This is a genomic window from Ramlibacter alkalitolerans (genome assembly GCF_016722765.1).
Lineage (GTDB): Bacteria > Pseudomonadota > Gammaproteobacteria > Burkholderiales > Burkholderiaceae_C > Ramlibacter > Ramlibacter alkalitolerans.
Window position 1 is genome coordinate 1 of the sequence record NZ_JAEQND010000012.1, and the last position, 24,081, is coordinate 24,081.

Annotated in this window: 22 protein-coding genes; 12 read left to right on the forward strand and 10 right to left on the reverse strand. The window is 65.7% G+C overall.

What is annotated here, in order from left to right; all coding sequences use genetic code 11:
* Positions 1-385: 385 nt before the first annotated feature.
* Positions 386-979: a hypothetical protein gene (locus JI746_RS20235; RefSeq protein WP_201692089.1), complete on the reverse strand. Its 594-nt coding sequence runs from the start codon at positions 977-979 to the stop codon at positions 386-388.
* 353 nt (positions 980-1,332) lie between these two features.
* Between JI746_RS20235 and JI746_RS20240 the strand changes: the two genes are divergently transcribed.
* Complete coding sequence (locus tag JI746_RS20240; protein WP_201692090.1) at positions 1,333-2,334, forward strand: hypothetical protein; 1,002 nt, start codon at positions 1,333-1,335, stop codon at positions 2,332-2,334.
* Positions 2,331-2,870 carry a hypothetical protein gene (locus JI746_RS20245; RefSeq protein ID WP_201692091.1) on the forward strand — a complete coding sequence of 180 codons (540 nt, stop codon included), beginning with the start codon at positions 2,331-2,333 and terminating at the stop codon, positions 2,868-2,870. Before JI746_RS20240 ends, JI746_RS20245 begins: the two co-directional genes overlap by 4 nt.
* Before the next feature lie 206 nt (positions 2,871-3,076).
* Here the strand turns inward: JI746_RS20245 and JI746_RS20250 are convergent, their stop codons facing one another.
* Positions 3,077-4,522, reverse strand: a complete 1,446-nt coding sequence (locus tag JI746_RS20250) for an IS1182 family transposase (protein ID WP_201692092.1) — start codon at positions 4,520-4,522, stop codon at positions 3,077-3,079.
* A gap of 483 nt (positions 4,523-5,005) precedes the next feature.
* On the opposite strand from JI746_RS20250, the gene JI746_RS20255 reads away from it, so the two are divergent.
* Both JI746_RS20255 and JI746_RS20260 read left to right on the forward strand, forming a co-directional pair.
* Positions 5,006-5,536, forward strand: coding sequence for a hypothetical protein (locus JI746_RS20255; protein ID WP_201692093.1), 531 nt, complete (start codon positions 5,006-5,008; stop codon positions 5,534-5,536).
* 121 nt (positions 5,537-5,657) lie between these two features.
* Entirely contained in the window at positions 5,658-6,707 is a 1,050-nt protein-coding gene (locus JI746_RS20260; RefSeq protein ID WP_201692094.1) for a restriction endonuclease, read from the forward strand.
* Between the two features lie 220 nt (positions 6,708-6,927).
* Here JI746_RS20260 and JI746_RS20265 read toward each other — a convergent pair whose 3' ends face one another.
* Together JI746_RS20265 and JI746_RS20270 are read right to left on the reverse strand one after the other, a co-directional pair.
* On the reverse strand, positions 6,928-7,803 hold the full coding sequence (locus tag JI746_RS20265; protein WP_201692095.1) for an SIR2 family protein: 876 nt from the start codon (positions 7,801-7,803) through the stop codon (positions 6,928-6,930).
* Positions 7,800-8,900, reverse strand: coding sequence for a ParA family protein (locus JI746_RS20270; RefSeq protein WP_201692096.1), 1,101 nt, complete (start codon positions 8,898-8,900; stop codon positions 7,800-7,802). The genes JI746_RS20265 and JI746_RS20270 overlap by 4 nt, the downstream gene beginning before the upstream one ends.
* An 872-nt stretch (positions 8,901-9,772) precedes the next feature.
* Between JI746_RS20270 and JI746_RS20275 the strand changes: the two genes are divergently transcribed.
* From JI746_RS20275 to nadE, 3 genes are all read left to right on the forward strand, one after another.
* On the forward strand, positions 9,773-9,919 hold the full coding sequence (locus tag JI746_RS20275) for a hypothetical protein (protein ID WP_201692097.1): 147 nt from the start codon (positions 9,773-9,775) through the stop codon (positions 9,917-9,919).
* Between the two features lie 106 nt (positions 9,920-10,025).
* Positions 10,026-10,502 (forward strand): acyl-CoA thioesterase, encoded by a 477-nt coding sequence (locus tag JI746_RS20280; RefSeq protein ID WP_201692098.1) that lies wholly within the window; start codon positions 10,026-10,028, stop codon positions 10,500-10,502.
* 241 nt (positions 10,503-10,743) lie between these two features.
* Positions 10,744-11,565: an ammonia-dependent NAD(+) synthetase gene (nadE, locus tag JI746_RS20285; RefSeq protein ID WP_201692099.1), complete on the forward strand. Its 822-nt coding sequence runs from the start codon at positions 10,744-10,746 to the stop codon at positions 11,563-11,565.
* A 19-nt stretch (positions 11,566-11,584) separates the two neighbouring features.
* Here nadE and JI746_RS20290 read toward each other — a convergent pair whose 3' ends face one another.
* Positions 11,585-11,968, reverse strand: coding sequence for a hypothetical protein (locus JI746_RS20290; RefSeq protein ID WP_201692100.1), 384 nt, complete (start codon positions 11,966-11,968; stop codon positions 11,585-11,587).
* A 136-nt stretch (positions 11,969-12,104) separates the two neighbouring features.
* Positions 12,105-12,926 carry an IclR family transcriptional regulator gene (locus JI746_RS20295; RefSeq protein ID WP_408004118.1) on the reverse strand — a complete coding sequence of 274 codons (822 nt, stop codon included), beginning with the start codon at positions 12,924-12,926 and terminating at the stop codon, positions 12,105-12,107.
* A 122-nt stretch (positions 12,927-13,048) separates the two neighbouring features.
* Here JI746_RS20295 and JI746_RS20300 point away from each other — a divergent pair, with 122 nt between their 5' ends.
* Genes JI746_RS20300 through pcaF form a run of 5 tightly spaced genes read left to right on the forward strand, consistent with a single transcriptional unit; the run spans position 13,049 to position 19,432 of the window.
* Positions 13,049-14,023: a tripartite tricarboxylate transporter substrate binding protein gene (locus JI746_RS20300; RefSeq protein WP_201692101.1), complete on the forward strand. Its 975-nt coding sequence runs from the start codon at positions 13,049-13,051 to the stop codon at positions 14,021-14,023.
* A 22-nt stretch (positions 14,024-14,045) separates the two neighbouring features.
* Complete coding sequence (locus JI746_RS20305; RefSeq protein ID WP_201692102.1) at positions 14,046-14,840, forward strand: enoyl-CoA hydratase/isomerase family protein; 795 nt, start codon at positions 14,046-14,048, stop codon at positions 14,838-14,840.
* A 4-nt stretch (positions 14,841-14,844) separates the two neighbouring features.
* The gene (locus tag JI746_RS20310) at positions 14,845-16,926 is read left to right on the forward strand and encodes an acetate--CoA ligase family protein (RefSeq protein WP_201692103.1); all 2,082 of its coding nucleotides are present in this window, start codon (positions 14,845-14,847) and stop codon (positions 16,924-16,926) included.
* A 5-nt stretch (positions 16,927-16,931) separates the two neighbouring features.
* Complete coding sequence (locus JI746_RS20315) at positions 16,932-18,230, forward strand: 3-hydroxyacyl-CoA dehydrogenase (protein WP_201692104.1); 1,299 nt, start codon at positions 16,932-16,934, stop codon at positions 18,228-18,230.
* Complete coding sequence (pcaF, locus tag JI746_RS20320; protein ID WP_201692105.1) at positions 18,227-19,432, forward strand: 3-oxoadipyl-CoA thiolase; 1,206 nt, start codon at positions 18,227-18,229, stop codon at positions 19,430-19,432. The genes JI746_RS20315 and pcaF overlap by 4 nt, the downstream gene beginning before the upstream one ends.
* Positions 19,433-19,506: 74 nt before the next feature.
* On the opposite strand, the gene JI746_RS20325 is transcribed toward pcaF, so the two are convergent.
* The 4 genes from JI746_RS20325 to JI746_RS20340 all read right to left on the reverse strand — a co-directional run bounded on the left by JI746_RS20325 (position 19,507) and on the right by JI746_RS20340 (position 24,076).
* On the reverse strand, positions 19,507-20,490 hold the full coding sequence (locus tag JI746_RS20325) for a Bug family tripartite tricarboxylate transporter substrate binding protein (RefSeq protein WP_201692106.1): 984 nt from the start codon (positions 20,488-20,490) through the stop codon (positions 19,507-19,509).
* Positions 20,491-20,511: 21 nt separating this feature from the next.
* Entirely contained in the window at positions 20,512-21,684 is a 1,173-nt protein-coding gene (gene tcuB / locus JI746_RS20330; RefSeq protein WP_201692107.1) for a tricarballylate utilization 4Fe-4S protein TcuB, read from the reverse strand.
* Entirely contained in the window at positions 21,671-23,086 is a 1,416-nt protein-coding gene (gene tcuA / locus JI746_RS20335) for an FAD-dependent tricarballylate dehydrogenase TcuA (protein ID WP_201692108.1), read from the reverse strand. Before tcuA ends, tcuB begins: the two co-directional genes overlap by 14 nt.
* Before the next feature lie 96 nt (positions 23,087-23,182).
* Positions 23,183-24,076: a LysR family transcriptional regulator gene (locus JI746_RS20340; RefSeq protein ID WP_201692109.1), complete on the reverse strand. Its 894-nt coding sequence runs from the start codon at positions 24,074-24,076 to the stop codon at positions 23,183-23,185.
* Positions 24,077-24,081 lie beyond the last annotated feature (5 nt).

Genomic DNA, 24,081 nt, shown 5'->3' on the forward strand with positions numbered 1-24,081 from the left:
CCAATATGCCGATCCGCGACTGGCTCCAATACGGCGATCACGCAGTGGCTCCATTACGCCGGTCGGCAACTGGCTCCTACATGCCGATCACGAAGTGGCTCCTATACGGCGGTCGGTGACAACTGGAAGAAAGCGCTGCGTCCATGGCATGCTCCGGCTCGAATACACATCAGGCCTCACCCTGCGGCTGCAGGGGCCGCTTCATCCCGCGAGGTTCTGCTCGATTATCGTGGCATGCGCCGCGCCAGTTCGTGCGGGGGGCCGGCGGGTGATCCAGCGCACGTCGTCCGAGGGCATCGTCTGGGCCGGCTCGGCGGCATCAGTCGCTGAAACCCGAGCTTTCACCCCGAGCCGCCCGCGAAGCTGCAGGATAGCGCCGAGGTCGTCAGGCCACCAGCCCAAGATACTCCTGCCGCGTCTGCGGCAACACGGCCCCTACAAGTTGCTCGTAGGACGTGCGATGGCGGGCCAGCATACGGGCCGACGCCACCGACTTCGACCGACAATACCAGTGGCAGGTGTGCTGCATCAGGAGCATCTCGGCCAGGATGGCGAAGGCGCGGTCCTTCGGGGCGGCGACCTGTTCTTCGACGGCACGGCAGATGCCGCGGGCATGTATGCGCAGCGCCTCACGCATGTCGAAGGACCTGTCTAACGCCGGCGAGCGGGGCAGCCAGATCGGGAACTTGCTCACGCGCGTGGCCGTAGGCTGGACGCCTGCAAAGTCCTCCGCGAGCTTGCGGACCTGCCGGCACAGCACTTCCTCCGTGCCGCGCAGCACGCCCCAGACCTGCTCGCTGCGGGCGGGGTCCGATTCGCCCAGGGCGCGCGAGTAGCCTTGCGAGAGCGTCTCGATGTGCTTTTCGATGTCATGGCCGGACAGGTAGCGCGCCAGGATAGCGATGCGCCTTTGCTGCTGCCGCGCCCTGGCTATCCACAAGGCGACGAGCGCCAGGGGCAGGAGAAGAAGGAAATCCACCGGCCGATGGTACACAGGCCATCACTGGATGGCTTGGGCGCAAGGCCGTGGAGCGTGCTCGCGTCCTGGGCTGCCCTCAGCGAAGTAGCCTTAGTCGTAGCGTTGCACAAAGCGATCGTCGCCGCTGCGCAGCACGCCCCGCGGTGCTCGACTGATGGACGGGGAGGGATGGGCGGCTTCCGGCCACATAAAGCAGCCGGTGCCTTCGCGCAAGTCTGTGCGAGGTTCGCCGCGAAGCCGTCCTCCGATCGCGGGAGATGCACGATGTGCAGCCGTGGGGAATGCGTCGGCCGCTTCCTAGAATGAGCCCGGCCTTGAACGCCCGAACAGCAGTCCAACTTCAGGAGAAGCCGATGTCCATCATGCGCCGTGCCTTGCTTGCGGCCTGCATTCCCCTGGTCCTCGCCGGATGTGCCGGTGCTCCCACGACGCGTGGGATGAGCCCCAGCGTAGCCTCCGCCATCGTGCCGGTCGAACTGCATGTCGGCATCAAGCAGCCCGAGCTGTATGCCGAATTCGAACACTCCAACATGGTCGCCGGTGCCGCGGCATGCGGAGCCATTCCGGGCCTGGGGATTCTGCTCGCTGCTGCTTGCGGCGGCGCGATGGGCGCCATGGATGCGAACATCAACGCCGAGCGCGCCAAGGCTGCCGACGAGACGGTTCGGCCTCTCAAGGATGCGATCGTCGACGTCAAGCTGGATCAGCTGTTCAACGAATCGATCACCAACTCGCTGCGCGCCGTTCCCACCCTGAAATTCTCGGGGATGAAGTTCACGAAGACGGTGGACGGCAAGGCCTACGAGGAAGTGTTCCGCGCCTCCACCTCGGCCGCCGTCATGTTCGTCAATGTCGATTACCACGTGGCGAAGGACTTCGCGAGCGTGGAGGTGTCGGCGCGCGGCACCGTCTACCCCCGCAGCGTCGGAGCCCGCAAAGCGGCGGGCAAGTCGCCGGAGCTGCCGGAGCAGGGCAAGGGCGCGCCGCTGCACGCCAATGAAAGGGCCTACCAGGTCGACATCGTCTATCGCGGCGCCCTGCCCAAGCCCGGCACGGCTGGCTCCAACATCGATGAATGGAAATCCGGCAACGCGCGCCTGCTGCGTGCCGCGCTCGAGGATGGCGCACAGCAAGTGTCGCGGCTGCTGGCTGAAGACCTGCAGCGCGCGCCCGATCAGGAGCGGCCGGTGCTCGGCAAGGTCGATGCGGCCGCCGGGGTCATGGGCGACCTGCTCGCGAGGGAAAACGGCTCCGAGCTGATCCGCATGCCCACGGGCGCGCTTCTGTACAAGACCACGCTTGCACCGGCGCCGGCGCAGGCAAGTTCCGCGGGCGGCGCGGCGATGCTGCAGTGATCACGTCGGGCGCCTCCGTGCTCGCGCTCGCAACGGCCGTCGCGCTGGCTGGTTGCGCCGATCGCGTTGTCGGCATCCGCCCCGAAGCAATCGCCCTCGGCCCTGCCGCGGCATCGGCTGCCAGCACGCCGGCGCCTTGCCGCTTCCACGTGGACGCGATCGAGGATCGGCGCGAAGGCCAGGACCTCGGAATCATGGGCCCCACCCGGGTGAGCGGGGAAGGCTTCGCGGCGTGGTTCCGCAGGGGTATTGCAGCGGCGCCGGGCCACAGCGTGGAGCCTGCGCCGGTGCGGGTTCGCATCGCGATCGTGAAGGCCTACATCCAGGCGCTGAGCACGCTGAAGTCGGCCAACATCGTCGTGAAGGTCCATCTGACGGATGCGCAGGGCGCCTTCACCGAGAAGCTGTACCGAGGGGTGGAGAACAGCACGAACTGGTGGAACACGGAGGCCGAGATGCAGGATGCGTTTGATGCCGCTCTGGCGGACCTTCGGAGGCAGCTGGGCGCCGATCTCGCTGCTTCCTGTCGCAACTGACACGACGTTTCGTTCGCACGCTGGAGACAAGTCTGCGTTGGGTCGGAACTGTGTGGAAACCCGCGCTGACCGAGCGGCGGCTTGCGCTTCTATTCGTGGGGCCACTGATTCGCGATTTTCGATCACGCGGTCGCGCCTAAAACCCGCCAGAAGACGCCTCGGCCTGCTGGTGAGGCAGTACGAGCGAAATCGAAGCCGATAAGGGCTCACGCCCCCACGTTTTCGAATGCCGCCATCATCTTCGCGAAGCCGAGGATGCTTAGGACGCTCTTCAGGTTGTACGCCAGCACCGTCAGGTTCATTTCCGTGCTCACGTTCGGCAGCCTGCGAGTTAGGAAGTGGGTGTGCCCGAACCAGGCTTTGAATGTCCCGAATACATGTTCCACCGTTCGACGCCTGACCATCATCGCGTCTGGCATGCGATCCAGGCGGCGCTGCGCAGCTTCTAGAACAGCTTCGTGCTCCCAACGTGTGATGCGTCGATTCTGGCTAGGCGTGCATTGCGCCTTCAACGGGCATTGTGGGCAAGCGCTGCTCCAGTAACGGCGCACCTGCAGTCCGTCTTGTTCGCCGGTGAACCGGTAGATTGCGCGCTCACCGGCGGGGCATTGGTATTCATCGTCGCGCGCGATGTAGATGAAGTCTGATCGGTCGAAGCGGCCCTCCGCCTTTGCGTTCGACGTCGTGGGCTTCGGCAGGATCGCAGCGACACCGTGGTCAGCACAGTCCTTGATCTGCATTGCGCTGTAGTAGCCCCGGTCCGCAACGGCTTGCAGCCGCTTCTTCCCCATTGCCTCGCGAGCGGCTTGTGCGATGGGTGACAGGGATGTCCTGTCGTGTCCGACGTTCGTTACCTCGTGCGCCACGATCAGGTGATGCTTGGCATCGACGGCAACTTGGACGTTGTAACCCACGATTCCGGAGCCGCGGCCACTCGTGGCCATCGAGCGTGCGTCGGGATCCGTCATTGACAGCTGTCCGTCTGGCTGCGAAGCGAGCTGTTCCTTGACCTTGTCGAGCACGCGCATTTGCTTTCGCAACTGCTCGATCTTCTCCGAGAGACGACTGGTCTTCGCCTCGAGCTCCGCTGGTTGCGTGCGGTCCGCGGTGTCCAGCGCCGCCAAATAGCGCTGGATGCTCTCTTCGATCTGCTGCTGCCGCTTCTGGATCTTGGCCGCGGTGAAGTTCTTGTCCCGGGTGTTCACCGCCTTGAACTTGCTGCCGTCCACGGCCACCAGTGTTTGGCTGAAAAGCTTCAGATCGCGGCACAGGGCAACGAAGCGCCGGCAGACATTGCCGATGCCGGCTCCGTTGTTCCGCCGAAAGTCAGCGATCGTCTTGAAGTCCGGTGCTAGCCGGCCGGTGAGCCACATCAGCTCCACGTTCCGCTGGCACTCGCGTTCGAGGCGACGGCTGGATTGCACCCTATTCAGGTAGCCGTAGATGTACAGCCTCAGGAGAATGCCCGGATGGTACGAGGGACGTCCCGTGGCCGCTGGCGCGGCGCCCTCGAAGCCCAGGCTGGCCAGGTCCAGCTCGCCAACAAACGCATCGATCACCCGTACCGCGTTATCGTCAGCGATGAAGTCGTCGAGGCATTCAGGCATCAGTGTGATCTGCTGCCGCTCCTGTCCTTCGATGAATCGGGTCATGTCGACTCCCGAGATCGCGTTTGCGCGACTCTACCGAGAGTCCCTCACAGGGATCAGAGGGTTTTCACACAGCCGCGGTCGGAAGCGGTCATCACGCTGCTAATGCGCTGGTAGATCCTTTCAGGCCAGATGCAGCGTCGGTGAATGACCGCTTCAGACTGAGGGCGGTCGGTCGGGTTTGGCCGCCCGATGACCGCTGTCGCCGGTACCTGACCCGCGGCAATGAACCTCGATTGGCCGCAAGCAGACATCGAGTCCCAGCAAAACCCGCAGACAGAATGTTGCCTGCCGCCATGCGTTGTCCTCAGCAAGCTAGGTCAAGTAATGGCAGCCAGGCGGCCGCCAAACGGAAGGGATTGTTGCTCTCTGAACCGACGGTGATTTCGCTTCTGAGGCCGCACAACGCGCCCAAGATCGTGCGGGACCGCGAAGCCACCGATTCGTGAGCGACAATCTCAGGCAGACGTTTACTCGACGGATGGAATGAGCAAGGTCGATTTACTGCAGTTGTACGCGAACCGTATGGGTGAAATGAAAACGCGGATGGTCCGCATCGAGGGGCTCGTCGCAGATTTTCCGGGACTGGCAGACAGCACGATCGCTAATGAAGACGGACCAGCACTAGAGGAGTTCGCCCTCCAGTTTCGCAAGGTTCTGGAACTGATCGCGTTTAGCGGCATGATCGCGAACAAGGCGATCTACGAGGTTGCGCACAATGATTTCGTTCGCCACGCGTACCCGTCCAAAAAAGTGGCTGGGAGACTTAGCAAGCTGCATCCAAGATGGTTCCCAGAGCATATTGAGCTGGTCCACGATTCCCGGCAGCCGCAGCTAGCATACGCGCAGCAATCCGCTTCCTTGTTGACGCCGCAGTATTGGCAGAAGCCCTATGACGCGATGGGGACCCTCTTGCACATCGGGAATCCGTTTGCAGGCCGCGTTCAAGTCGCCTCGATCGCCCGATCCCGGCGGTGTACAACGTGGTCAAACGGCACATGCAGTCGCACAGAGTAGTGGTCCTGAAGGGGCCGCAGATCATGTGCCTACTTGTTGGCCTGACGGTCCCTGCAGCGTGCATGAGGGAATTCCCGTTGACGTGGCGTGAGCGAGATATGGAACGCGCGTAAGTGTTGAAATGACTGTCGAAAAGGTTAGGGAACTCTACGAAGAACTGTCGAACCTGCCGGCCGATGCCGACGGTTCTGACAAGCGCCGTCGAGGCTTCGCATTTGAACGGCTGTTGGACACGCTCTTCTCCGTCGACGGACTTGAGCCTCGGGCGAGCTACAGGCCTGCAGGAGAGCAAATCGATGGTTCGATCTACTTGGAAGGACGCACGTATCTGATCGAAGCGAAGTGGCAGGCGGAACCGTTGCCCGCATCCACCCTTTACCAGTTCAAGGGGAAAGTGGATGGCAAGCTATCTGGAACGGTGGGAATCTTTATCTCCATGTCAGGCTACGCCAAGGATGCCGTCGATGCACTCATGCTCGGGAAGAACCTGAACGTCATCTTGGTAGACAGGCGCGACATGGATGCTGCGATTCTCCGCGCGCGTGGTTTTAAAGAAGTGCTGAAGCTGAAACTCAGAAAAGCATCCGAGGAAGGAGCAATCTACTTTCCTGCCGAGGCCGAACTTGTCACGGCTGCCAACGCTCTGCCCATCGGAAGCGAGCATGGTCGGTTCAACGTCTCCGGGGGGGGTGTACAGACGCCGTCATCCCAGGCGACTGTGGGGGACTTGTTAATTGTTTGTGAGGCAGAGTCGGATCGCAGGGTCATCGCTACTTTGACCGAAAGAATCCTCGCGGGTGCCCGTTCGCGCCGTTCGATCAAGATTGTGACGGCAATGGGCAAACTAACGATTCCCCGCGTTGCAAACTCACTATGGAACGCCTTCCATTCCGTAGCCGGGATGCCCAAGGTGCTCATCGTCGCCGACGCCGACGGCGATCCCACGGGAACGGCGACCATGCTGTCCAAGGGCCTGGAGTTCGACGAGTGGGTTGCGTCGCTCCCGAATCCATCAATCGAAAGCTGGCTCGAGCTTAATTTTCTTTACCGCGGACAGGGGAACCATCGGTTGGAAGCGATGCAGCAAGCGGCGGAGCAACTCGACATTGCCGCACTGAGGTTGAAGGACGAGCAGTTCCGTCGATTTCACGACGTTGTTCTTGCTGCCTGACCGACCTCGCCCCAGCCGAGACGGCTGCCTGCGACCCCCGCCGCGGTCCACCAACGACCGACCCCAACCGCTCCGAAGCGGCCCGGCTCTGTGCGACTGCTCGAGACTGAACTGAGACATTCGATCATGGCGCTCGGATGTCGGCGAACGCCGTGAGCACTTCAGGATCTTGGGCGCGCCGCCCCTGACTACCAGCATCCTCTGACGCCGCGCAACAACTCTACGCTGCAGCCAAAATGCGAGCTGCTAGTATTTCGCGCTTTTTAGATTTCGCAGCATTCGCCATCGCAGCAATCATTACCGGCAGCTCTTCGTGATTGTTAACAGGATCGTATTCGATCATCGAAAGCTTTCTCAACCGTTTATTTATCTCAGCAATATTGCTGCCACCGCCCTGCGGCGCCATGATGTAGTGCGGTCGTGCACCAGGATAATTGAATGCGTATAGCTCCATTAGGGCCGATATTGCGGGATCTTCCATCGAAAATCCAATGAACAGTATCGTATAGTTCAGGAGCAGTGCGTCGATAAAATTGGAGTAGCGGGTATTTGCAAAGGCTAGTTTGATGTATTCTGACCTCGAAAAAACCATGCTGGAGGTGTCATCGACCGAGCCATGTATCTTGATGAGGTATGGCGTATCGTAGTCCTTTAGACACCTAAAGACGCCTTCTTCTACTGCAGAAATAACCTTGAAGCTTCTTGCTCCAGCGGATATGGAATTCGCCCAAGCCGTTTCCAGTAGCTTGTCAAAGTTGGTAGTCACCACCAGTCGTTGCTTTAGCGATATTGTCGAGTCATGAAGCCGCGAAGGCTGAGCGACCTTCCCATACTCGGCTGTGATAAGCTCTTGCCATTCGTGCTCATAGCTATCCTGCAGCAACTGACATGCAAGCAAGTAGTCTTTGGCACCGATAAGTCGTTTAACCTGATCTCGCAACGCGCTCTCCCGCGACTCGGCTGCCCCGGCGAGAAATTCCGGCCACCCCTTGAAGGCAGGCCGGTCGTCTATGAGCGAACTCGCCGACACCCCGGCACCCAAGAATAAAACGACCTTGTCCTCCGCCAGATCGCGCAGAAGATCGTTATTAATCATGACTTATTAGAGTCCAGGTTCTGGAGGTATTTTTCCGCGATGCCTCTGTAGAGTTCGCGAGCTTGCTTGCGAAGCTTGGTATAGCTTCCCGTACCTTTGACAGAGATCATGGGCACGTGCTGGCTTTGCGACATTGGCGCTAAGCTACCCAAATGTCGTATGTCACCGAGATGTGATTCCATCTGAGGATTGGCAAACATGGTGCCAAGGCTCTCATTGACCTTCTGGGGGAAGGTGGCCCCTATGCTTTCGTACGCTCGCACTCTACGTTTGATCTTGACCGGTTCGCCGGTGTCGTCGGATACCTCTTCGTCGTATCCAGTCCGCTCCTTGTGTTGCTGGGTCACGTAGCCAAGGAACGCTATTCTTCCTTTCGGCGATAGTTCGAGTATTTCGCTGGGATCTTCCGCCAGTCGGCAGCCAGTCTCGAGCTCTTTTTGCCAAACCGTGACCGTGACACCAATATTTCGGATGGCCCATAGTGAGAACACGTCGATCGACATGGGGACCACGAAAAAATCCATTGCCAGCAGAACTGCGCGATTAATCGCACCCAGGGAGGGGCCCATGTCAAAGAACACGAAGTCATACTTGAGCTCTTTAGCTCTTTTGACCAACTCCGCGAAGACGAACGTGGTTCTAATGCCCCGCATTCCACCACCTTTTGCGTCCCTCCAGTCGCCAGCCAAAAGGTCTTCCTGCAGTGCCAAGCGCGGATCACCGATGATGATATCAAATCCGAATTCTGGCGAAGCTATTATCGGCAATTCACTTTCGTAACCTTTACCTAATGACAAAGGTCGAATCACGCTAAAGATTGAGTTTGGATTTTCGGATGAATAGATTTCGTCGGTTAGCTCCTCCGCCAACACATACTGGGTTAGGTTGCATTGCGGGTCTGCGTCGACAACCAACACCTTCGCTTTGAAGCTCAGAGCCAGTTCGGCAGCCAAGTTCGCCACTAAAGTGGTCTTCCCGACGCCACCCTTGTTATTGAAGAAGCAAGTAGTTTTTGTCCCTTGCTTTTTCACGCTGTCGAATAGCGCAATCTGTGCTTTAGTCGGTTTTGTGTTGGGGGCTGCAGGCCGCGTTACCATATCAATCCATTAAAGTTAGCGTGATAGCTGAAGAGAGATTCTAGTGACGTTGACAGAGAAATTAAGGAGAGCCGAATCCCGACTTGCCAGCAAGCGGCGTTGTCGTTATGGCGCGCCCACCAAAAGAAGTGCTTAAACCGCGGCCTCTACTGCCATGCACCTGAGTCGCGCTCGGGATTATCGAGTCAGTTTGCATTGCCCTTTGGGGGCGACAGCGAACCCCGAGCTAAACGGTGCTGGGATAGTTCGACATGCTGACGTCTCATGCTTCGGTGTCGCAATGCCGCGACATACGAAGTGTGTTCGAGAACCAAGTTCGCAGGCCGCCAAGAACGGTCGCGAAACACTGCGCGGCGCGGCCTGGGCGGTGTGCGAAAACGCGGCGAGCCTGCGCACGGCGCGGATGTAGTGGATCTGCGTCTTGCCGTTGAACTTGCGCATGCGCATGTCCTCGATCATGCGTTGGCGCAGTGGAGACACGTTGGGCGTCAATGAGCTCATGGTCCTGCTCCCGTCGGAGGCGAGGCGGATTGCCTCGCCGTCAACGGTGCCAGCAACTCGGAATGAGGCACCCGGCCTGGCGCGGAGCGCCTACCGCGCGAGCGGTTTAGTCCCACGCTGCAAAGCAGTCGTTCTTGCCGGGCGTTAGGAATGGTAGCCGGAGGCCGTTGCTGCCCCAGTGGCAACCGACCGGAAGTCAGCTCCCGCCCAGAACCCCCCCTAGTGATCCCCGTTGCGTTCGCGCACGAGAAGAAGCTCGCGGTTGACGTGTATCAACGGATCCGGCTCACCTGCACTTAAGGTGAATGCCAGCTGCAGCCGACGGATTGGCCTCGGCGCATCGCATGGGGTCACCCCCGGGAGTACGTGACATGCAAACCATCATGGAAACTCTGAGCCACCCTGGCATCGTCTTGGGGATCATTGCAGGCTTGGCCGCCCTCGTGTTCGCTTGCTATCGCCGCCACGGCGACAAGTACCTGGCCGCGGCAACCGGCATCAGCACGACTGGGACTTGAGGGACCTCGCGGCGCACCAGGCAGCTCCGTCCGGGCGCCGGGCGCGGCCAGGAGCGGCGAAGCAAAGGTATCCTTCGCTTCCGGGTTCACAGTACCTGTCCTTCCCATGGCCCATGTCCCCGCCCACGAGGAGCATTTCGCCGTCCGGTGGTCGGACCTGGACGCCAATCGGCACGTCAGGAACACCGTCTTCAGCGAGTTCGCCACGCACACCAGGTTTCGGCTGCTGGCGTCTCATGGCTTCGACCAGGCGAGTTTCGAGCGGCTGCGGTTCGGGCCGGTCATGCTGCGCGAAGAGATCCGGTACCGCCGGGAGCTTGCTTTTGGCGACCAGGTCGTGGTGAACGTGGCAATTGCGGGGCTCTCCGATGACGGCTCGCAATGGCGGGTGCAGCAGGAGGTGGCGCGCTCAGGCAAGCAGGCCGCGGTGCTCACGATCGACGGGGCCTGGATCCACCTGGACGACCGCAAACTGATCCCGCCCCCGAAAGGCCTTCTCCTGATCCTTCGCTCCCTGCCGCGGATCGACAGCTTCGAGGTGCTTCGCTCGATGCTTCGCAACCCACCCGCACAAACCGGATGACGCTGGCGTACGCGCTGCACGACGCCACCGTCCGTCACGACCTCACCGCTTGTGCCGCCATCGGCCACCTCCAGCCGTCCGGCCGGGCCTTCAGCGTTCGACAACGTACTGACTGCGGCGACCATTCTCCGCATGGCACAAGGCAAGCGCATTTCGGTGGACATCGACGGTACAGCGCTCCAGGCAATCAATGAGATGGGGATGGCGGCGAAGGTGGCGAAGATCCGGCACACTCGAGCCGATGAACGAAATCTTCTCCGCTTCGCAAGTCGCTGCCGAGTTGCTGGTGGCGCCGACCTTCGATGCCCCTGCGGAGGCCGAGCGCCGCATTGCCTTCATTGCCGACTACCTGACGCAATCCGGGATGGAGAGTCTCGTGCTGGGGATCAGCGGCGGCGTCGATTCCACGACGGCCGGCCGCTTGTGCCAGCTCGCCGTCGAGCGGATGCGCGCCGCTGGCCGCCCGGCCCGTTTCGTCGCCATGCGCTTGCCCCATGGCAAGCAGCGCGATGAGGTAGATGCGCAGGCCGCCTTGCAGTTCATCCAGCCCGACGAGACGCTGACCGTGGACATCCGCCCCGCCGCCGAGGGGATGCTGGCGTGCGTGGAGAGCGGGATGGCCTTCGCCAACCCGGCGCAGCGCGACTTCGTGTTCGGCAACATCAAGGCGCGCCAGCGCATGATCGCGCAGTACGCCGTGGCCGGCGCGCGGCGCGGCATGGTGGTGGGCACCGACCACGCTGCCGAGGCGGTGATGGGCTTCTTCACCAAGTTTGGCGATGGCGCCTGCGACCTTGCTCCGCTGACGGGGCTGGTGAAGCGGCGGGTCCGGGCGATCGCCACCCACCTGGGTGCGCCGCAATCCCTCGTGCAGAAGGTGCCGACGGCCGATCTCGAGGAATTGCGCCCGCAATTGCCCGACGAGGCGGCCTACGGCGTGACCTACGAGCAGATCGACGACTTCCTGGAAGGCAAGCCGGTCGCGCCCGAGGCCGTGGCGGTGATTCGGCGCTTCTACACCGCGAGCATGCACAAGCGCAGGATGCCGGCGCACCCGGCGTAAGGATCCGCGCCGCGTCCGCTCAGGCGCGGAAGGGCTCGAACCGGGCGCGGATCACCTCGTCCTGGGACCACTCGTAGACGGGCGTGGTGGGCGGCCCCAGAGGCGCCTGATTCAGGTCCACCCCCGTGAGCTCCTGCACGCGCTGCTTGAACCAGGCTTCGAAGCCACTGGTGCGCTCGGCAAAACGCTGCGCGTTCTGCTGGACTTCGGTCCCCTCGTTGATGGCGATCACCCAGGGGCCAGCCTGCGTTTCCTGCAGGTACCAGGATTCGTGGCGGATGCCGTGGTCGGCATGCCAGCGCGAGACCTCGTCGCTGCGGGCCTCCAGTTCCTTGATGAAGGCTTCCAGGTCGGAGCGCGACGTGTTCCTTCCGAGCGGGAAGGCGCGGACGATCAGGGCCATGGCATCCTCCTTCGCAGTGGCGGGCGGAGTATCGACGCAGCACAGGTCGGTCCGCATCGCCCGCGCGGAGGATGGCGCGTCGCCACGACCACGAGAACGTCCTCCTCGGCAAGGGCCTGGCGACGGCTGCCGACTTTCAATCCTCGGCGGCAGCTTCGAGCCGCTCCAGGATGCGCCTCCTCAGGTCGACCAGGGTCGGCGCGAGTTCCCGCACGGCGACCTCGAAGGCTTCCGCCGATGAGAGGCTCACGTTCAGCGCGTAGTACGCGCCCTGGAACACCAGCGGCGTGGCCACTGCGGCGACCTCGGGTTGCCAGGACGCGGCGCAGTAGCCGTTCTGCGCCACGCTCTCGATCGCGGCCGTGATCTCCGCCCCCACGCGCCGCCACTGGGCGCCGCGGGCTTGCCGGAAGTGCGCGAGCAGTGCGCTGCGCTTGCCTTGCGGCGCACTCGCGAGGTACGCGCGGCCCAGCGACGTCAACTCCATCGGAACGCGCTGGCCCGACACGACCGTCCGCAGCGAAGGCCGGCGGTTGTAGCGGATCGATTCCAGGTAGACCATCTCGTCGCGGTCCGGCGCGGCGAGTCCGACGTTGATCTTGCTGCCTTCGGCCACCTGCCGCATGAGCGGAGCGGCCGTCGCAAGCACCGTCGAGCCGGTGCGCATCGCGTGCGCCAGGCTCAACACTGCCGGTGCAAGCCGGAACGCGCGGGACCTCGGATCGACCTGCAGCAGCCCGCTGCCCACGAGGGTCTGGGTGAGCCGGCTCACGGTCGATCGCGACAAGCCGGTGCGTTCCGCGAGTTCCGCGTTGCCCAGCAACTCCGACCCGGGGCGGAAGGAGCGAAGCAGCTCGATGCCCCGCTCCAGGGAGCGGTTCGCCGGCGACACGCCGGGCTTTTGCTCGCGCAAGGTCGGCACGTCGCGGCGCGCTTCGGGCTCGGAAGGCTTCTTCACGGCAGAGGCATTCTCGCCGATTCCACTGCTTGGAATTCGCGGGGTGCCATCCGGGGCTGTCTTGCCTAAGCTTCCCGGCAAGTGCAGTGCGTTCCGTGCTGCCGGATCCAGGAGACAAACCGATGACCTTCCGCTCCCTCCTCGCGCGCTTCGGTGCGCTCGCAGCTATCGCCGCCATGGCGGCCTCCACCGCGATGGCCGCCGGCTTTCCCGACAAGCCCGTGAAGCTGGTCGTGCCCTTCGCACCGGGCGGCGGCACGGATGCGATCGCCCGCGCGCTGGGCGTGGGCATGGGCGAGGCGCTGGGCCAGCCGGTGATCGTGGACAACAAGCCGGGCGCCGGCACGATCATCGGCAGCGATTACGTGGCCAAGAGCGCGCCGGACGGCTACACACTGGTGGTGGCGACGTTCGCGCATGCGGTGAATCCCAGCCTCATGCAGAAGCTGCCGTTCGACACGCAGAAGGCGTTTGCCCCGGTGATGCTGCTCGCACGCGGTCCGAACGTGCTGGTCGTGCGCGCGGACAGCCCTTACAAGAGCGTGGCCGACGTCGTCGCCGCGGCGCGTGCCAAGCCGGGCAAGCTGACCTACGCCTCGCAGGGCAATGGCACCTCCGCCCACCTCGCCGGCGAGATGTTCACCAACCTCGCGAAGGTCCAGATGACGCACGTCCCTTATCGCGGCGCGGGCCCCGCGATGACGGACCTGCTCGGCGGCCAGGTGGACATGATGTTCGCGACCGCCGCGGCCGCGTCGCCCCACATCGCGGGCGGCAAGCTTCGCGCGCTGGCCGTCACGACTCCGCAGCGTGCCGCCGCGATGAAGAACCTGCCCGCGATCGCCGAGACCGTTCCCGGCTACGCGGTGGAGAGCTGGTACGGCCTGTTCGCGCCGGCCGGCACCCCGCCCGACGTGCTCGCCAAGCTGCACGACGCCGCCCGCAAGGCGACCGGCACCCCTGCATTCCGCAAGATGATCGAACCCGAAGGCCTCGCGGTCAGCGCCGGCGCTCCCGCCGAACTCGATGCCTACGTCCGCTCCGAGACGACGCGCTGGGCGCGCATCGTCAAGGAAAACAACGTCAAGGTCGACTGAACCGGGCCGAGGAACACACGCCATGGACGACTCCCTGATCCAACTGCAGGTCGAGGGCGGCATCGCCACCCTGACGCTCAACCGCCCGGACAAGCGCAACGCGATGAGCGATGCCATGCGCTCCGAATTCATCCACGCGCTGGAGCGCGTCGCGGCCGACAAGGCGATCCGCGCGCTGGTGCTCACCGGCGCCGGCAAGGGCTTCTGCGCCGGCGGCGACATCGCCGGCATGGAAAGGAGGATGAGCGCTCCCACGGGGGAGATCGCCTTCAACGGCTGGCACCGCCAGCAGCGGGTGCACTACACCCAGACCCTGCTGCACACCATGCCCAAGCCCGTGATCGCTGCCGTGAACGGCGCTGCCTCGGGGCTCGGCGCGGACACGGCGCTCGCCTGCGACTTCATCATTGCCAGCGAATGGGCCAGCTTCACCTGGTCCTACATCCACCGGGGGATCGTCCCCGATGGTGGCGGCATGTACTTCCTGCCGCGGCGCGTCGGCCTGCCGCGTGCCAAGGAGCTGATCTTCAGCGGCCGCAAGGTGGACATCGACGAAGCGACCGCCCTGGGCATCGTCGACCGCAAGACCACGGCCGACCGCCTGCTGGCCGACGCGCAAGCCTGGGCCAAGGAGCTGAGCCAAGGCTCGGCGACTGCGCTGGCGCTGACCAAGACCATCCTCGACCAGAGTTTCGAGCTCCCGGCGCAGCAGGTGTTCGCGCAGGGCAGCCAGGCGCAGGGCATCTGCTACACGAGCACCGAGCACCGCGAATCCGTCATGGCCTTCCTGGCCAAGGCCACTTCTTCGAAGCAGTAAGCGCATGAACGCGATCAACCGACTCCTCCAGCCGCGCAGCGTCGCCGTCATCGGTGCTTCCGCGGACCCCTCCAAGACCGCCGGCCGGCCGGTTTCCTACCTGTCGAAGCACGGCTTCGGCGGGGCGATCTATCCCGTGAACCCGAAGGCGACCGAAATCGGCGGCCTCAAGTGCTACCCCGACATCGCCTCGCTGCCGGAAACGCCTGACGTGGGCATCGTGCTGCTGGGCGCCGAACGTGCACACGTCGCCGTGCGTGAGCTCGCAGCGCGCGGCTGCGCCGCCGCCATCGTGCTGGCCAGCGGCTACACGGAGACCGGCGAGCAGGGTGCCCGCCGGCAGCAGCAACTGGTCGAAGCGGCGGGGGCCATGCGCATCCTCGGCCCCAACACGATCGGCCTCGTCAACCTCACCGACAACATCGTCCTCTCGGCCAGCGGTGCGCTGGAGATGGACCACTTCCCGGCCGGCTCCATCGGCGTCGTGTCGCAAAGCGGCGGCATCCTCGGCTCGCTGCTGTCGCGCGCGGCGGCGCGCGGCATCGGCCTGTCCAAGCTGGTCTCCACCAGCAACGAAGTGGACCTCGAACTCGCCGACTTCATCGATGCGCTGGTCGACGACGAAGCGACCAAGGTGATCGCGCTGTATGTCGAGGCCGTGCGGCATCCGGAGAAGTTCCGCGCCGCCGCCCTGCGCGCCGCCCGCGCCGGCAAGCCTGTCGTTGCATTCAAGATCGGCCGCTCCGAAGCCGGGGCCAAGGCTGCCGTCTCGCACACCGGCGCGCTGGCGGGCGCGGATCGCATGTACGACGCGCTCTTCCGCCAGGCCGGCGTGATCCGCGCCCAGAGCTTCGCCGACCTGCTGGACATCCCCGCTGCACTGGCGACGGGGCGCAAGCTGCGCGGCCGGCGCGTCGCGATCCTGACTTCCACCGGCGGTGCCGGCACGCTGGTGTCCGACAGCCTCGGTGTTGCGGGCTTCGACACGCCCGCCCCGGACGCGGACACGGCCGCGGCGCTGCGCGCGCTGCAGGACGGCGACCATGCCGCCCTGGACCGCAATCCGATCGACGTGACGCTGGCCGGCCTGCAGCCGGAATTGCTGCGCGCCGCGATCAAGGCCCTGCTGGCCAGCCCCTCCTACGACGCACTCGCGATCGTCGTCGGCGCCTCGGCACTGGCCATGCCGGAGCTGATGGCCAACGCGATCCGCGACTGCCTGCCGCTGTCGGACAAGCCGGTGGTGGCGTACGTCAGCCCCCACGCACCCGAGGTGCAGGCGCTGCTGACCCAGCGCGGCGTGCCGGCCTTTTCGGCGGCGGAAAGCTGCACGGCGGCGTTCGCGGGCATGCTGCAGGCGACGCAGTGGAAGGAGCCTGCGCCAGACGCTGCCGCCCCCGCCGTCGACCTTGCAGACCTGCCGGCCGGCTCCCTCGACGAAGCGCAGGCCAAGCAGCTCTTCGCCCGCTTCGGCGTGCCCTGTGCCCGCGAGACCGTGGTGCAGACGCCGGCCGAGGCGGAGCGCGCGGCGCGCGAGCTCGGCGGCCGCGTGGTGCTGAAGATCCTCTCGCGCGACATCACCCACAAGAGCGACGTGGGCGGCGTGGCCGTCAACGTGACGCCGGACCAGATCGCGGCGCGGCTTGCGTCCATGGCCGACGAAGTGGAGGGCAAGGCGCGCGTGCGCCCGACGCGCTTCATCGTACAGGAGATGGTCACGGGCGGGACGGAGCTGATCCTGGGCATGCACCGCGATCCCCTCGGTACCGCGATCCTCCTCGGCATGGGGGGCGTCACGGCGGAACTGTTCAAGGACACCACCCTGCGGATGCTGCCTTCGCAAGGCGGCCTGGGCCGGGAGGAAGCCTTGTCGATGGCGAAGGAACTCAGGACCTGGCCGCTGCTGGATGGATTCCGTGGTTGCCCGAAAGCGGACGTCGATGCGCTCGTCGATGCGATCGTCGCCTTCTCCCGCATGGCCGCGCAGCTGGGCGACCGGCTGGTGGAGGCGGAGATCAACCCCGTGTTCGTGCTGCCGCAAGGCCGGGGCGTGCGCGCCGCCGACGGCGTGGTCGTCCTGCGCTGAGTGCCATGGACAAGGTCGAGAACTACCTGGCGGCTGCCGAGCGCGAGGCCGCCACGCTGCCGGAACTGGATGGGATCGCGCCGGGGCAGGTCCGGCACATCGCGGTGATCGGCGCCGGGACCATGGGGTCCGGGATCGCCATCGCATGCCTCGAAGCGGGGTCGGCGGTGACCCTGCTGGAGCAGGACGCCGGCGCCCTGCAGCGTGGCGCGGCGCGCATCGGCGAGCACTTTGCGCGCCGGGTGGCGGGCGGCAAGCTGGATGCGCAGCGGGCGGCCGACTGTGCGTCGCGGCTGCGGGCAACGACGGAATGGTCCTGCCTCTGCGAGGCCGACCTCGTGATCGAGGCCGTCTTCGAGGACCTGGGCGTCAAGCGCGAGGTGTTCGCGCGCATCGACCAGCTCGCGCGCTCCGGCGCACTGCTCGCCACGAATACCTCCTACCTCGACATCGACGCGATCGCCGCGGCCACCTCGCGGCCGCAGGACGTCATTGGCCTGCACTTCTTCAGCCCCGCGAACGTCATGCGGCTGCTGGAGGTGGTGCGGGGTCGCGCGACCTCGCGCGAGGCCCTGGCGACCAGCCTCGAGCTGGCCAAGCGTTTGCGCAAGCAGCCGGTCGTGACCGGCAACGCTTTCGGCTTCGTCGGCAACCGCGTCTTCTCCGCCTACCGGCGGCAGTGCGAATTCATGCTCGAGGAGGGCGCCTTGCCGGAACAGGTCGATGCCGCACTGGAGGCGTTCGGCTTCGCCATGGGCCCGTTCGCCGTGGCCGATCTCTCCGGACTGGACATCGCCTGGCGCATGCGCCAGAGCCAGGCCGCCACGCGCGATCCGGCACACCGCTATGTCCGGATTCCGGACCTGCTCTGCGAGGTGGGGCGCCTGGGTCGAAAGACCGGGGCCGGCTACTACCGGTATCCGGAGGCGGGCAGCAAGTCGCGCGGAACGCCCGACGCGCAGGTGCAGGAACTGATCGAGGCCGAGAGTGCGCGCAAGGGCATCTCGCGCAGGACGCTGGATCCCGACGAGATCCAGCGCCGGGCCGTGCTCGCCATGGTCAACGAAGCCTGCCTGCTGCTGGCCGAAGGCGTGGCTGCGCGCCCCAGCGACGTGGACGTCGCCCTGGTCAACGGCTACGGATTTCCCCGCCATCGCGGCGGCCCCGTGTTCTGGGCCCGCGAACGTGGCGCCGACGCACTGGCAACCGATCTTCGCTGGCTCGCGCAAGTGAGCGGACCGGGCTTCCGCCCCGGAGACCCGGCTCGCGTTCTCCTCACTCCGGCAAGCAAGGAACCTGCATGACCCGACAAGCCTTCATCTGCGACGCGATCCGCACGCCTTTCGGTCGCTACGGCGGCGCGCTCGCCTCCGTGCGGGCCGACGACCTCGGTGCGATCCCGCTTTCCGCGCTGATGCAGCGCAACCCCCGCGTCGACTGGCAGGCCGTCACCGACGTGATCTACGGCTGCGCCAACCAGGCCGGCGAGGACAACCGCAACGTCGCGCGCATGAGTGCGCTGCTGGCCGGGCTGCCGGTGGAGGTGCCCGGGGCGACCGTCAACCGCCTGTGCGGCTCCGGCCTCGACGCCCTCGGCTCGGCCGCGCGTGCGATCAAGTCGGGCGAAGCCGACCTGATGATCGCAGGCGGCGTGGAAAGCATGACGCGCGCTCCGTTCGTCCTGCCCAAGGCAGAGAGCCCCTTCTCGCGTGCCAACAGCGTGCAGGACACGACCATCGGCTGGCGCTTCGTCAACCGGCTGATGAAGGAACGCTACGGCGTCGATTCCATGCCGGAGACGGCGGAGAACGTCGCCACGGACTTCCGCATCGAGCGCGAGGCGCAGGACCGCATGGCGCTGCGCTCGCAGCAGAAGGCACTGGCGGCACAGCGCAGCGGGGTGTTCGATGCCGAGATCGTTCCGGTCAGCATCCCGCAGAAGAAGGGCGAGCCGCTGCGGGTCGACCGGGACGAGCATCCGCGCGAGACATCGCTGGAAGCGCTGGCGAAGCTCAAGGGCGTCGTGCGGCCCGACGGGACGGTGACCGCCGGCAATGCGTCGGGCGTGAACGACGGCGCCTGCGCGCTCCTGCTCGCCGGCGAAGCCGCAGCCGCCAGGTACGGTCTCACGCCGCGCGCGCGCATCGTGGCAATGGCGACGGCCGGCGTTGCGCCGCGCATCATGGGCATGGGCCCGGCCCCCGCGACGCGCAAGGTGCTGGCGCTGGCAGGGCTGACGCTGTCCGACATGGACGTGATCGAATTGAACGAAGCGTTCGCGGCGCAGGGGCTCGCGGTGCTGCGCGATCTCGGGCTCGCCGACGATGACGCCCGCGTGAATCCCAACGGCGGTGCGATCGCGCTGGGTCATCCGCTCGGCGCGTCGGGCGCACGGCTGGCGACGACGGCGGTCAACCAGTTGCACCGCACCGGCGGCCGCTATGCGCTCTGCACGATGTGCATCGGCGTCGGGCAGGGGATCGCCGTGGTGCTGGAGCGGGTGTAGACGTTCGCCGGTAACGCCACGGAGCGCGTCTGCCGAACTGGCTGGACCAGGTCGGCGCGCGGCTCCGCGGGGATTCACTCGCTGGAAATCTTGCGCTCGCGGATCACGCGAGCCCAGGTCGCCGACTCGCGTTCCATCGTCCTGGCGAGCTCCTCGCGCGAGCCGGGCTGCGGCGGCAGGCCGTGCGCTTCCAGCGCGGCGACGATCTCGGGCGTCTTCAGCACCTTCACGAGTTCGGTGTTGTAGCGGTCCAGGATCGCCTTCGGCACCCTGGAGGACGCCACGAAGGCATACCAGTTGGTCGCGCTGTAGCCGGGGTAGCCGGACTCCGCGACGGTCGGCACCTTGGGAAGCGTGGCCAGGCGGGTCGGGCCGGTCACGGCGAGCGGGATGAGCTTGCCCGACGCGATGTGGGGCTGCGCGGTGGCGAAGGTGGAGTAGTAGGAAGCCACGCGGCCACCCAGCAGGTCCTGCAGCGCCGGCGCGCCACCCTTGTAGGGGATGTGCACGGTCTGGATCTTTGCCATGTCGTTCAGCAGTTCGCCCGCCAGGTGCGAGGCCGAGCCGGGGCCGGTGGAGGCGAAGTCGAGCTTGCCGGGGTTGGACTTCGCGTAGGCAACGAACTCGGGGAAGGTCCTGATCGGGAGGCCCGAATGCACGACCAGCACGTTCGGGAAGTTCACGCCCATGGTGATCGGCGCGAAATCCTTCACCGGGTCGTAGGGCAGCTTCATCAGGTGCGGGGCGATCGTCAGCGGGCCGACCGAGCCGAACAGGATCACGCTGCCGTCCGAGGGCGCCGTCTTGGCCACGTACTGGTGGGCGATGTTGCCACCGGCGCCGGGCTTGTTGTCGATGATGACGGGTACGCCCAGGTTGTCGCCGAGCCTCTTGCCGATCAGGCGGGCCGCGACGTCGGCCGCGCCCCCGGCGGCAAAGCCCACGACGATGGTGATGGTGCGCGGCGGGAAGCTCGCGTCCTGTGCCTGTGCGCACGCGAGCGGCAGCAAGGGGGCGGCGGCGAGCGCGCAGAGGCGCAGTACCTCACGCTTGTTCATTTCGGTCTCCTGGTGGGGGATTCAGTCCGCGCCGAGGCCGATCGGATTCGGCTGGCGCTTCTCGACGTTGTGGCGCAGCAGCGCTGCGCCGCGGAACACGGCGTGGGCGAACTTGCCGTAGGGCAGGGTGGCGAACAAGGCCATCACCGCGCCCAGGTGCAGGCACAAAGTCAGGGGCAACGCCGGGGTGGCGCGTGCCAGCCACAGCGCGAGCCCGCTGACGCTGGTGAGGAACAGCAGCGCGATGAAGCCGAGATCCATCGGCTTCTGCGCCGCGTCGCCTTGCAGGACATGCCGGCGGCGGTTCAGGCGCCACAGGCCCGCCGTTCCGATGGCCAGGCTCACGCCGCCGGCTGCGCCCAGCAGCTTCGGCAGCGACGGCAGATCGTAGGGCGCCACCCAGCCGAACGCATAGTGATAGAACGTGGCCAGCGAGGTGGCGGCGAAGCAGAGCAGGAAACCGTAGAAGGTCAGGTGGTGCGCGCGCCGGCGCGCCAGGGTGAAGGCGTCGTTCGACTCGTTGCAGCCTTCTCCATGGCCGCCGTCCAGGTACTTCAGGCGCAGCACGTCGCCGGTCGCTTCCGCCGCGGCGGGCGCGCTCACCGGCTGCCCGCTGGTGGCGGGCTTCACCTCGCGCCAGAACTTCGCCACCCCCATGCCGAGCGCCAGCACGACGAACAGGAAGACCGGAGCGAACAGGGCGACCAGCAGGTTGTGCGGAAAGATGGCGTAGAAGTTGCCCGCGGCCACCGCGCCCCACAGGCTGCCCTGGACCGCGACACCCAGCGCCAGGAAAAAGGCGAGCCCCAGGGCCAGCGCGACGGCGAGCGTGGCGCCGTTGCGCTGGTACAAGGCGCCCAGCGCCGGCGGCCACGCGTAGTCGGCATAGGTCTGCCCGCGCACCTTGGCCATGGCCTGCGGCACGTTGACTGCGAACTCGTGGGGCGGCGCGTACTGGCAGGCGTGCAGGCAGGCGCCGCAGTTGTGGCACAGGTTCGCCAGGAAATGGATGTCGGCCTTGCCGAACTCCAGGCGGCGTGTCATGGCCGGAAACACCGCGCAGAAGCCTTCGCAGTAGCGGCAGGCATTGCAGATCTGCATCTGCCGGGCCACTTCGCTTTCGGGTGCGGTCAGCACGACCTCGCCCTTGGCCAGGGCGACGGCGTCGCGGGTCAGGACCTCAAGCGCTTGCATGTTCTTTCGCTCCTTCGTCCAGCGCGGCCCGCGCCGCATGGGTTCCGGCGATGCGGCCGAAGGCCGTGCCGATCGACATGCCCACGCCGGCGGTGTAGCCCTTGCCCAGCACGTTGCCGGCCATCATTTCCCCCGCGACGAACAGGTTCTGGCTGGGAACGTCCTGGAAGCGGACTGCGGCCGTCTCGTCGGTGCGCAGTCCCAGGTAGGTGAAGGTCACGCCGGGGCGCACGGCATAGGCGTAGAACGGCGCCGTGTCGATGGGGCGCGCCCAGTGTGTCTTGGGCGGGACCACGCCTTGCGTGTGGCAGTCGTCCAGCGCCGTGTGGTCGAAGGTGCCGACGCGGCAGGCGGCGTTGTAGGCCTGCAGGGTGTGCATGAATCTCTCCACCGGCAGTCCCACCTTGACGGCCAGTTCCGGCAGCGTGTTCGCCACCACGCCGGGGAACACCGGCGGCATGAAGCGCCCGACCGCCTTCGCGTCGATGATGGAATGGGCGACCTGTCCCGGCTGCTGCGCGACCAGCCGGCCCCAGATCGCATAGCGCTTGGGCCAGAAGTCCTCGCCCTCGTCGTAGAAGCGTTCGCCGTCCCGATTGACCACCACGCCGAGGGACACGCAGTCGATGCGCGTGCAGATGCCGCCGTCGTACAGCGGCGCGCGCGCGTCGATGGCCACCATGTGGGCCTGGGTCGGATCGCCGATGCGATCCGCGCCGTGGTCGTCCAGCAGGTGCTTGAGCAGGACGCCGCGGTTGTACCGGGTGCCGCGGATGAGGAAGTTGTCGGCCGGCCATTCGCCCCGCTCGTTGCGGCCCCAGGCTTCGCGCAGCCATTCGCGGTTCGACTCGAAGCCGCCGGCGGCCAGCACGCAGGCCCGGGCGGCGATGCGCTCGCCCTTCACCCAGGCCGCGACGAAGCGCCCGTCCTCGATCTCCACCCGATCCACCGGTGCGTCGTACCGGATGCGCACGCCGAGCCGCTCCGCGCTGCGGTAGTAGGCGTTGACCAGGGCCTTGCCGCCGCCCATGAAGAAGGCATTGGTCCGCGCCACGTGCAGGGCGCCCGACAGCGGCGGCTGGAAGCGCACGCCGTGCTTGCGCATCCAGTCGCGGCAGGACGAGGACGCGCGGATGGTGAGGCGCGCGAGGCGCTCGTTCGTCACGCCGCCGGTGACCTTCAGCAGGTCCTGCCAGAACTCCTCTTCGGGGTAGGCGTCGACCAGCACGTCCTGCGGGGCATCGTGCATGCAGCGCAGGTTGCGCGTGTGCATGGAGTTGCCGCCGCGCCATTCGCGGGGGGCGGCTTCCAGCAGCAGCACGCTGGCGCCCGCCTCGGCAGCCATGAGGGCCGCGCACAGTGCGGCGTTGCCGCCGCCGATGACAAGCACGTCGGTGCTCATGTCCGCTCCAGGAAGTGTGGGCGGATTGTGCGAGTCGGCGATGCGGCTGTGAAATGAAAAGAAGGTCGCGATTGTTGCGGTTACCGCAACAGCGCCTCAGACCTTCACGGGCGTGCTGCGCACCAGCTCGTAGAACGCTTCGGCCGCCGGGGACAGGCTGCCGCGGCGCGAGCGCAGCAGGACCACCCGCCGTTTCACCACCGGCCCCGTCAGCGGAATCTTGCGGATGCCGGGGCGGTCGCCTTCCCGGATGGTGGAGGCCGGCAGGATCGCTGCACCGACGCCTGCCGCCACGAGGTTGACCGCCGTCGCGTGGTGGTCCACCTCGTACTTGGCATCCAGCCGGACGTTGTGCCTCGCCAGCTGGTAGTCCATGACCACGCGCGTGGCGACCAGGCCGCTCACGCGCACCAGCTCGATGCCGCGCATGTCGTTCCACGACAGGGTCTTGCGCTCCTGCAACGGGTGCGGCGTTCGGCACACGAAGACCAGCGGGTCCGAAAACAAGGCGGTTTCGATCAGCTCCGGCTGGCTTTCGCCCGCCAGCGCGATCCCCAGCTCCGCCTTGCCGTGGAGGACGGCGGTGCGCACCTGGTCGGAAGTGCCATCCAGCAGGCGGACCTGGTTGCGCGGATGGCGCCTGGCGTATTCACGGATGATCCCGGGCAGCACGTGGGAGGCCATGGTGGGGATGCACGCCACCGTGAGGTTGCCGCGCCCGTGCTGCGACATGTCCTTGAGGCGCTCCACGGCCGATGTCATCTCCTGCACGATCGAGCGCGCCTGCGGAAGGAAATCGCGGCCCACCACGGTGAGTTCGACGGCCCGCGTGGTGCGATCCAGCAGCCTCACGCCCAGATAGGCCTCGAGCTTCTGGATGCGCCGCGTGAGCGCGGTCTGCGTGATGTGCAGCTCGCGCGCGGCCTTGTTGAATCCGCCCAGTTCAGCGATCGCAACGAAGGCCTGGACACCGTCGAAATCGATCTTCATGGCGT

Coding starts and splice junctions, on each gene's coding strand:
- JI746_RS20240 (WP_201692090.1), top strand. CDS start 1,333: ATGTCCATCATGCGCCGTGCCTTGCTTGCGGCCTGCATTCCCCTGGTC.
- JI746_RS20250 (WP_201692092.1), bottom strand. CDS start 4,522: ATGACCCGATTCATCGAAGGACAGGAGCGGCAGCAGATCACACTGATG.
- JI746_RS20255 (WP_201692093.1), top strand. CDS start 5,006: ATGAGCAAGGTCGATTTACTGCAGTTGTACGCGAACCGTATGGGTGAA.
- JI746_RS20260 (WP_201692094.1), top strand. CDS start 5,658: ATGACTGTCGAAAAGGTTAGGGAACTCTACGAAGAACTGTCGAACCTG.
- JI746_RS20265 (WP_201692095.1), bottom strand. CDS start 7,803: ATGATTAATAACGATCTTCTGCGCGATCTGGCGGAGGACAAGGTCGTT.
- JI746_RS20270 (WP_201692096.1), bottom strand. CDS start 8,900: ATGGTAACGCGGCCTGCAGCCCCCAACACAAAACCGACTAAAGCACAG.
- JI746_RS20275 (WP_201692097.1), top strand. CDS start 9,773: ATGCAAACCATCATGGAAACTCTGAGCCACCCTGGCATCGTCTTGGGG.
- JI746_RS20280 (WP_201692098.1), top strand. CDS start 10,026: ATGGCCCATGTCCCCGCCCACGAGGAGCATTTCGCCGTCCGGTGGTCG.
- nadE (WP_201692099.1), top strand. CDS start 10,744: ATGAACGAAATCTTCTCCGCTTCGCAAGTCGCTGCCGAGTTGCTGGTG.
- JI746_RS20290 (WP_201692100.1), bottom strand. CDS start 11,968: ATGGCCCTGATCGTCCGCGCCTTCCCGCTCGGAAGGAACACGTCGCGC.
- JI746_RS20300 (WP_201692101.1), top strand. CDS start 13,049: ATGACCTTCCGCTCCCTCCTCGCGCGCTTCGGTGCGCTCGCAGCTATC.
- JI746_RS20305 (WP_201692102.1), top strand. CDS start 14,046: ATGGACGACTCCCTGATCCAACTGCAGGTCGAGGGCGGCATCGCCACC.
- JI746_RS20310 (WP_201692103.1), top strand. CDS start 14,845: ATGAACGCGATCAACCGACTCCTCCAGCCGCGCAGCGTCGCCGTCATC.
- JI746_RS20315 (WP_201692104.1), top strand. CDS start 16,932: ATGGACAAGGTCGAGAACTACCTGGCGGCTGCCGAGCGCGAGGCCGCC.
- pcaF (WP_201692105.1), top strand. CDS start 18,227: ATGACCCGACAAGCCTTCATCTGCGACGCGATCCGCACGCCTTTCGGT.
- JI746_RS20325 (WP_201692106.1), bottom strand. CDS start 20,490: ATGAACAAGCGTGAGGTACTGCGCCTCTGCGCGCTCGCCGCCGCCCCC.
- tcuB (WP_201692107.1), bottom strand. CDS start 21,684: ATGCAAGCGCTTGAGGTCCTGACCCGCGACGCCGTCGCCCTGGCCAAG.
- tcuA (WP_201692108.1), bottom strand. CDS start 23,086: ATGAGCACCGACGTGCTTGTCATCGGCGGCGGCAACGCCGCACTGTGC.
- JI746_RS20340 (WP_201692109.1), bottom strand. CDS start 24,076: ATGAAGATCGATTTCGACGGTGTCCAGGCCTTCGTTGCGATCGCTGAA.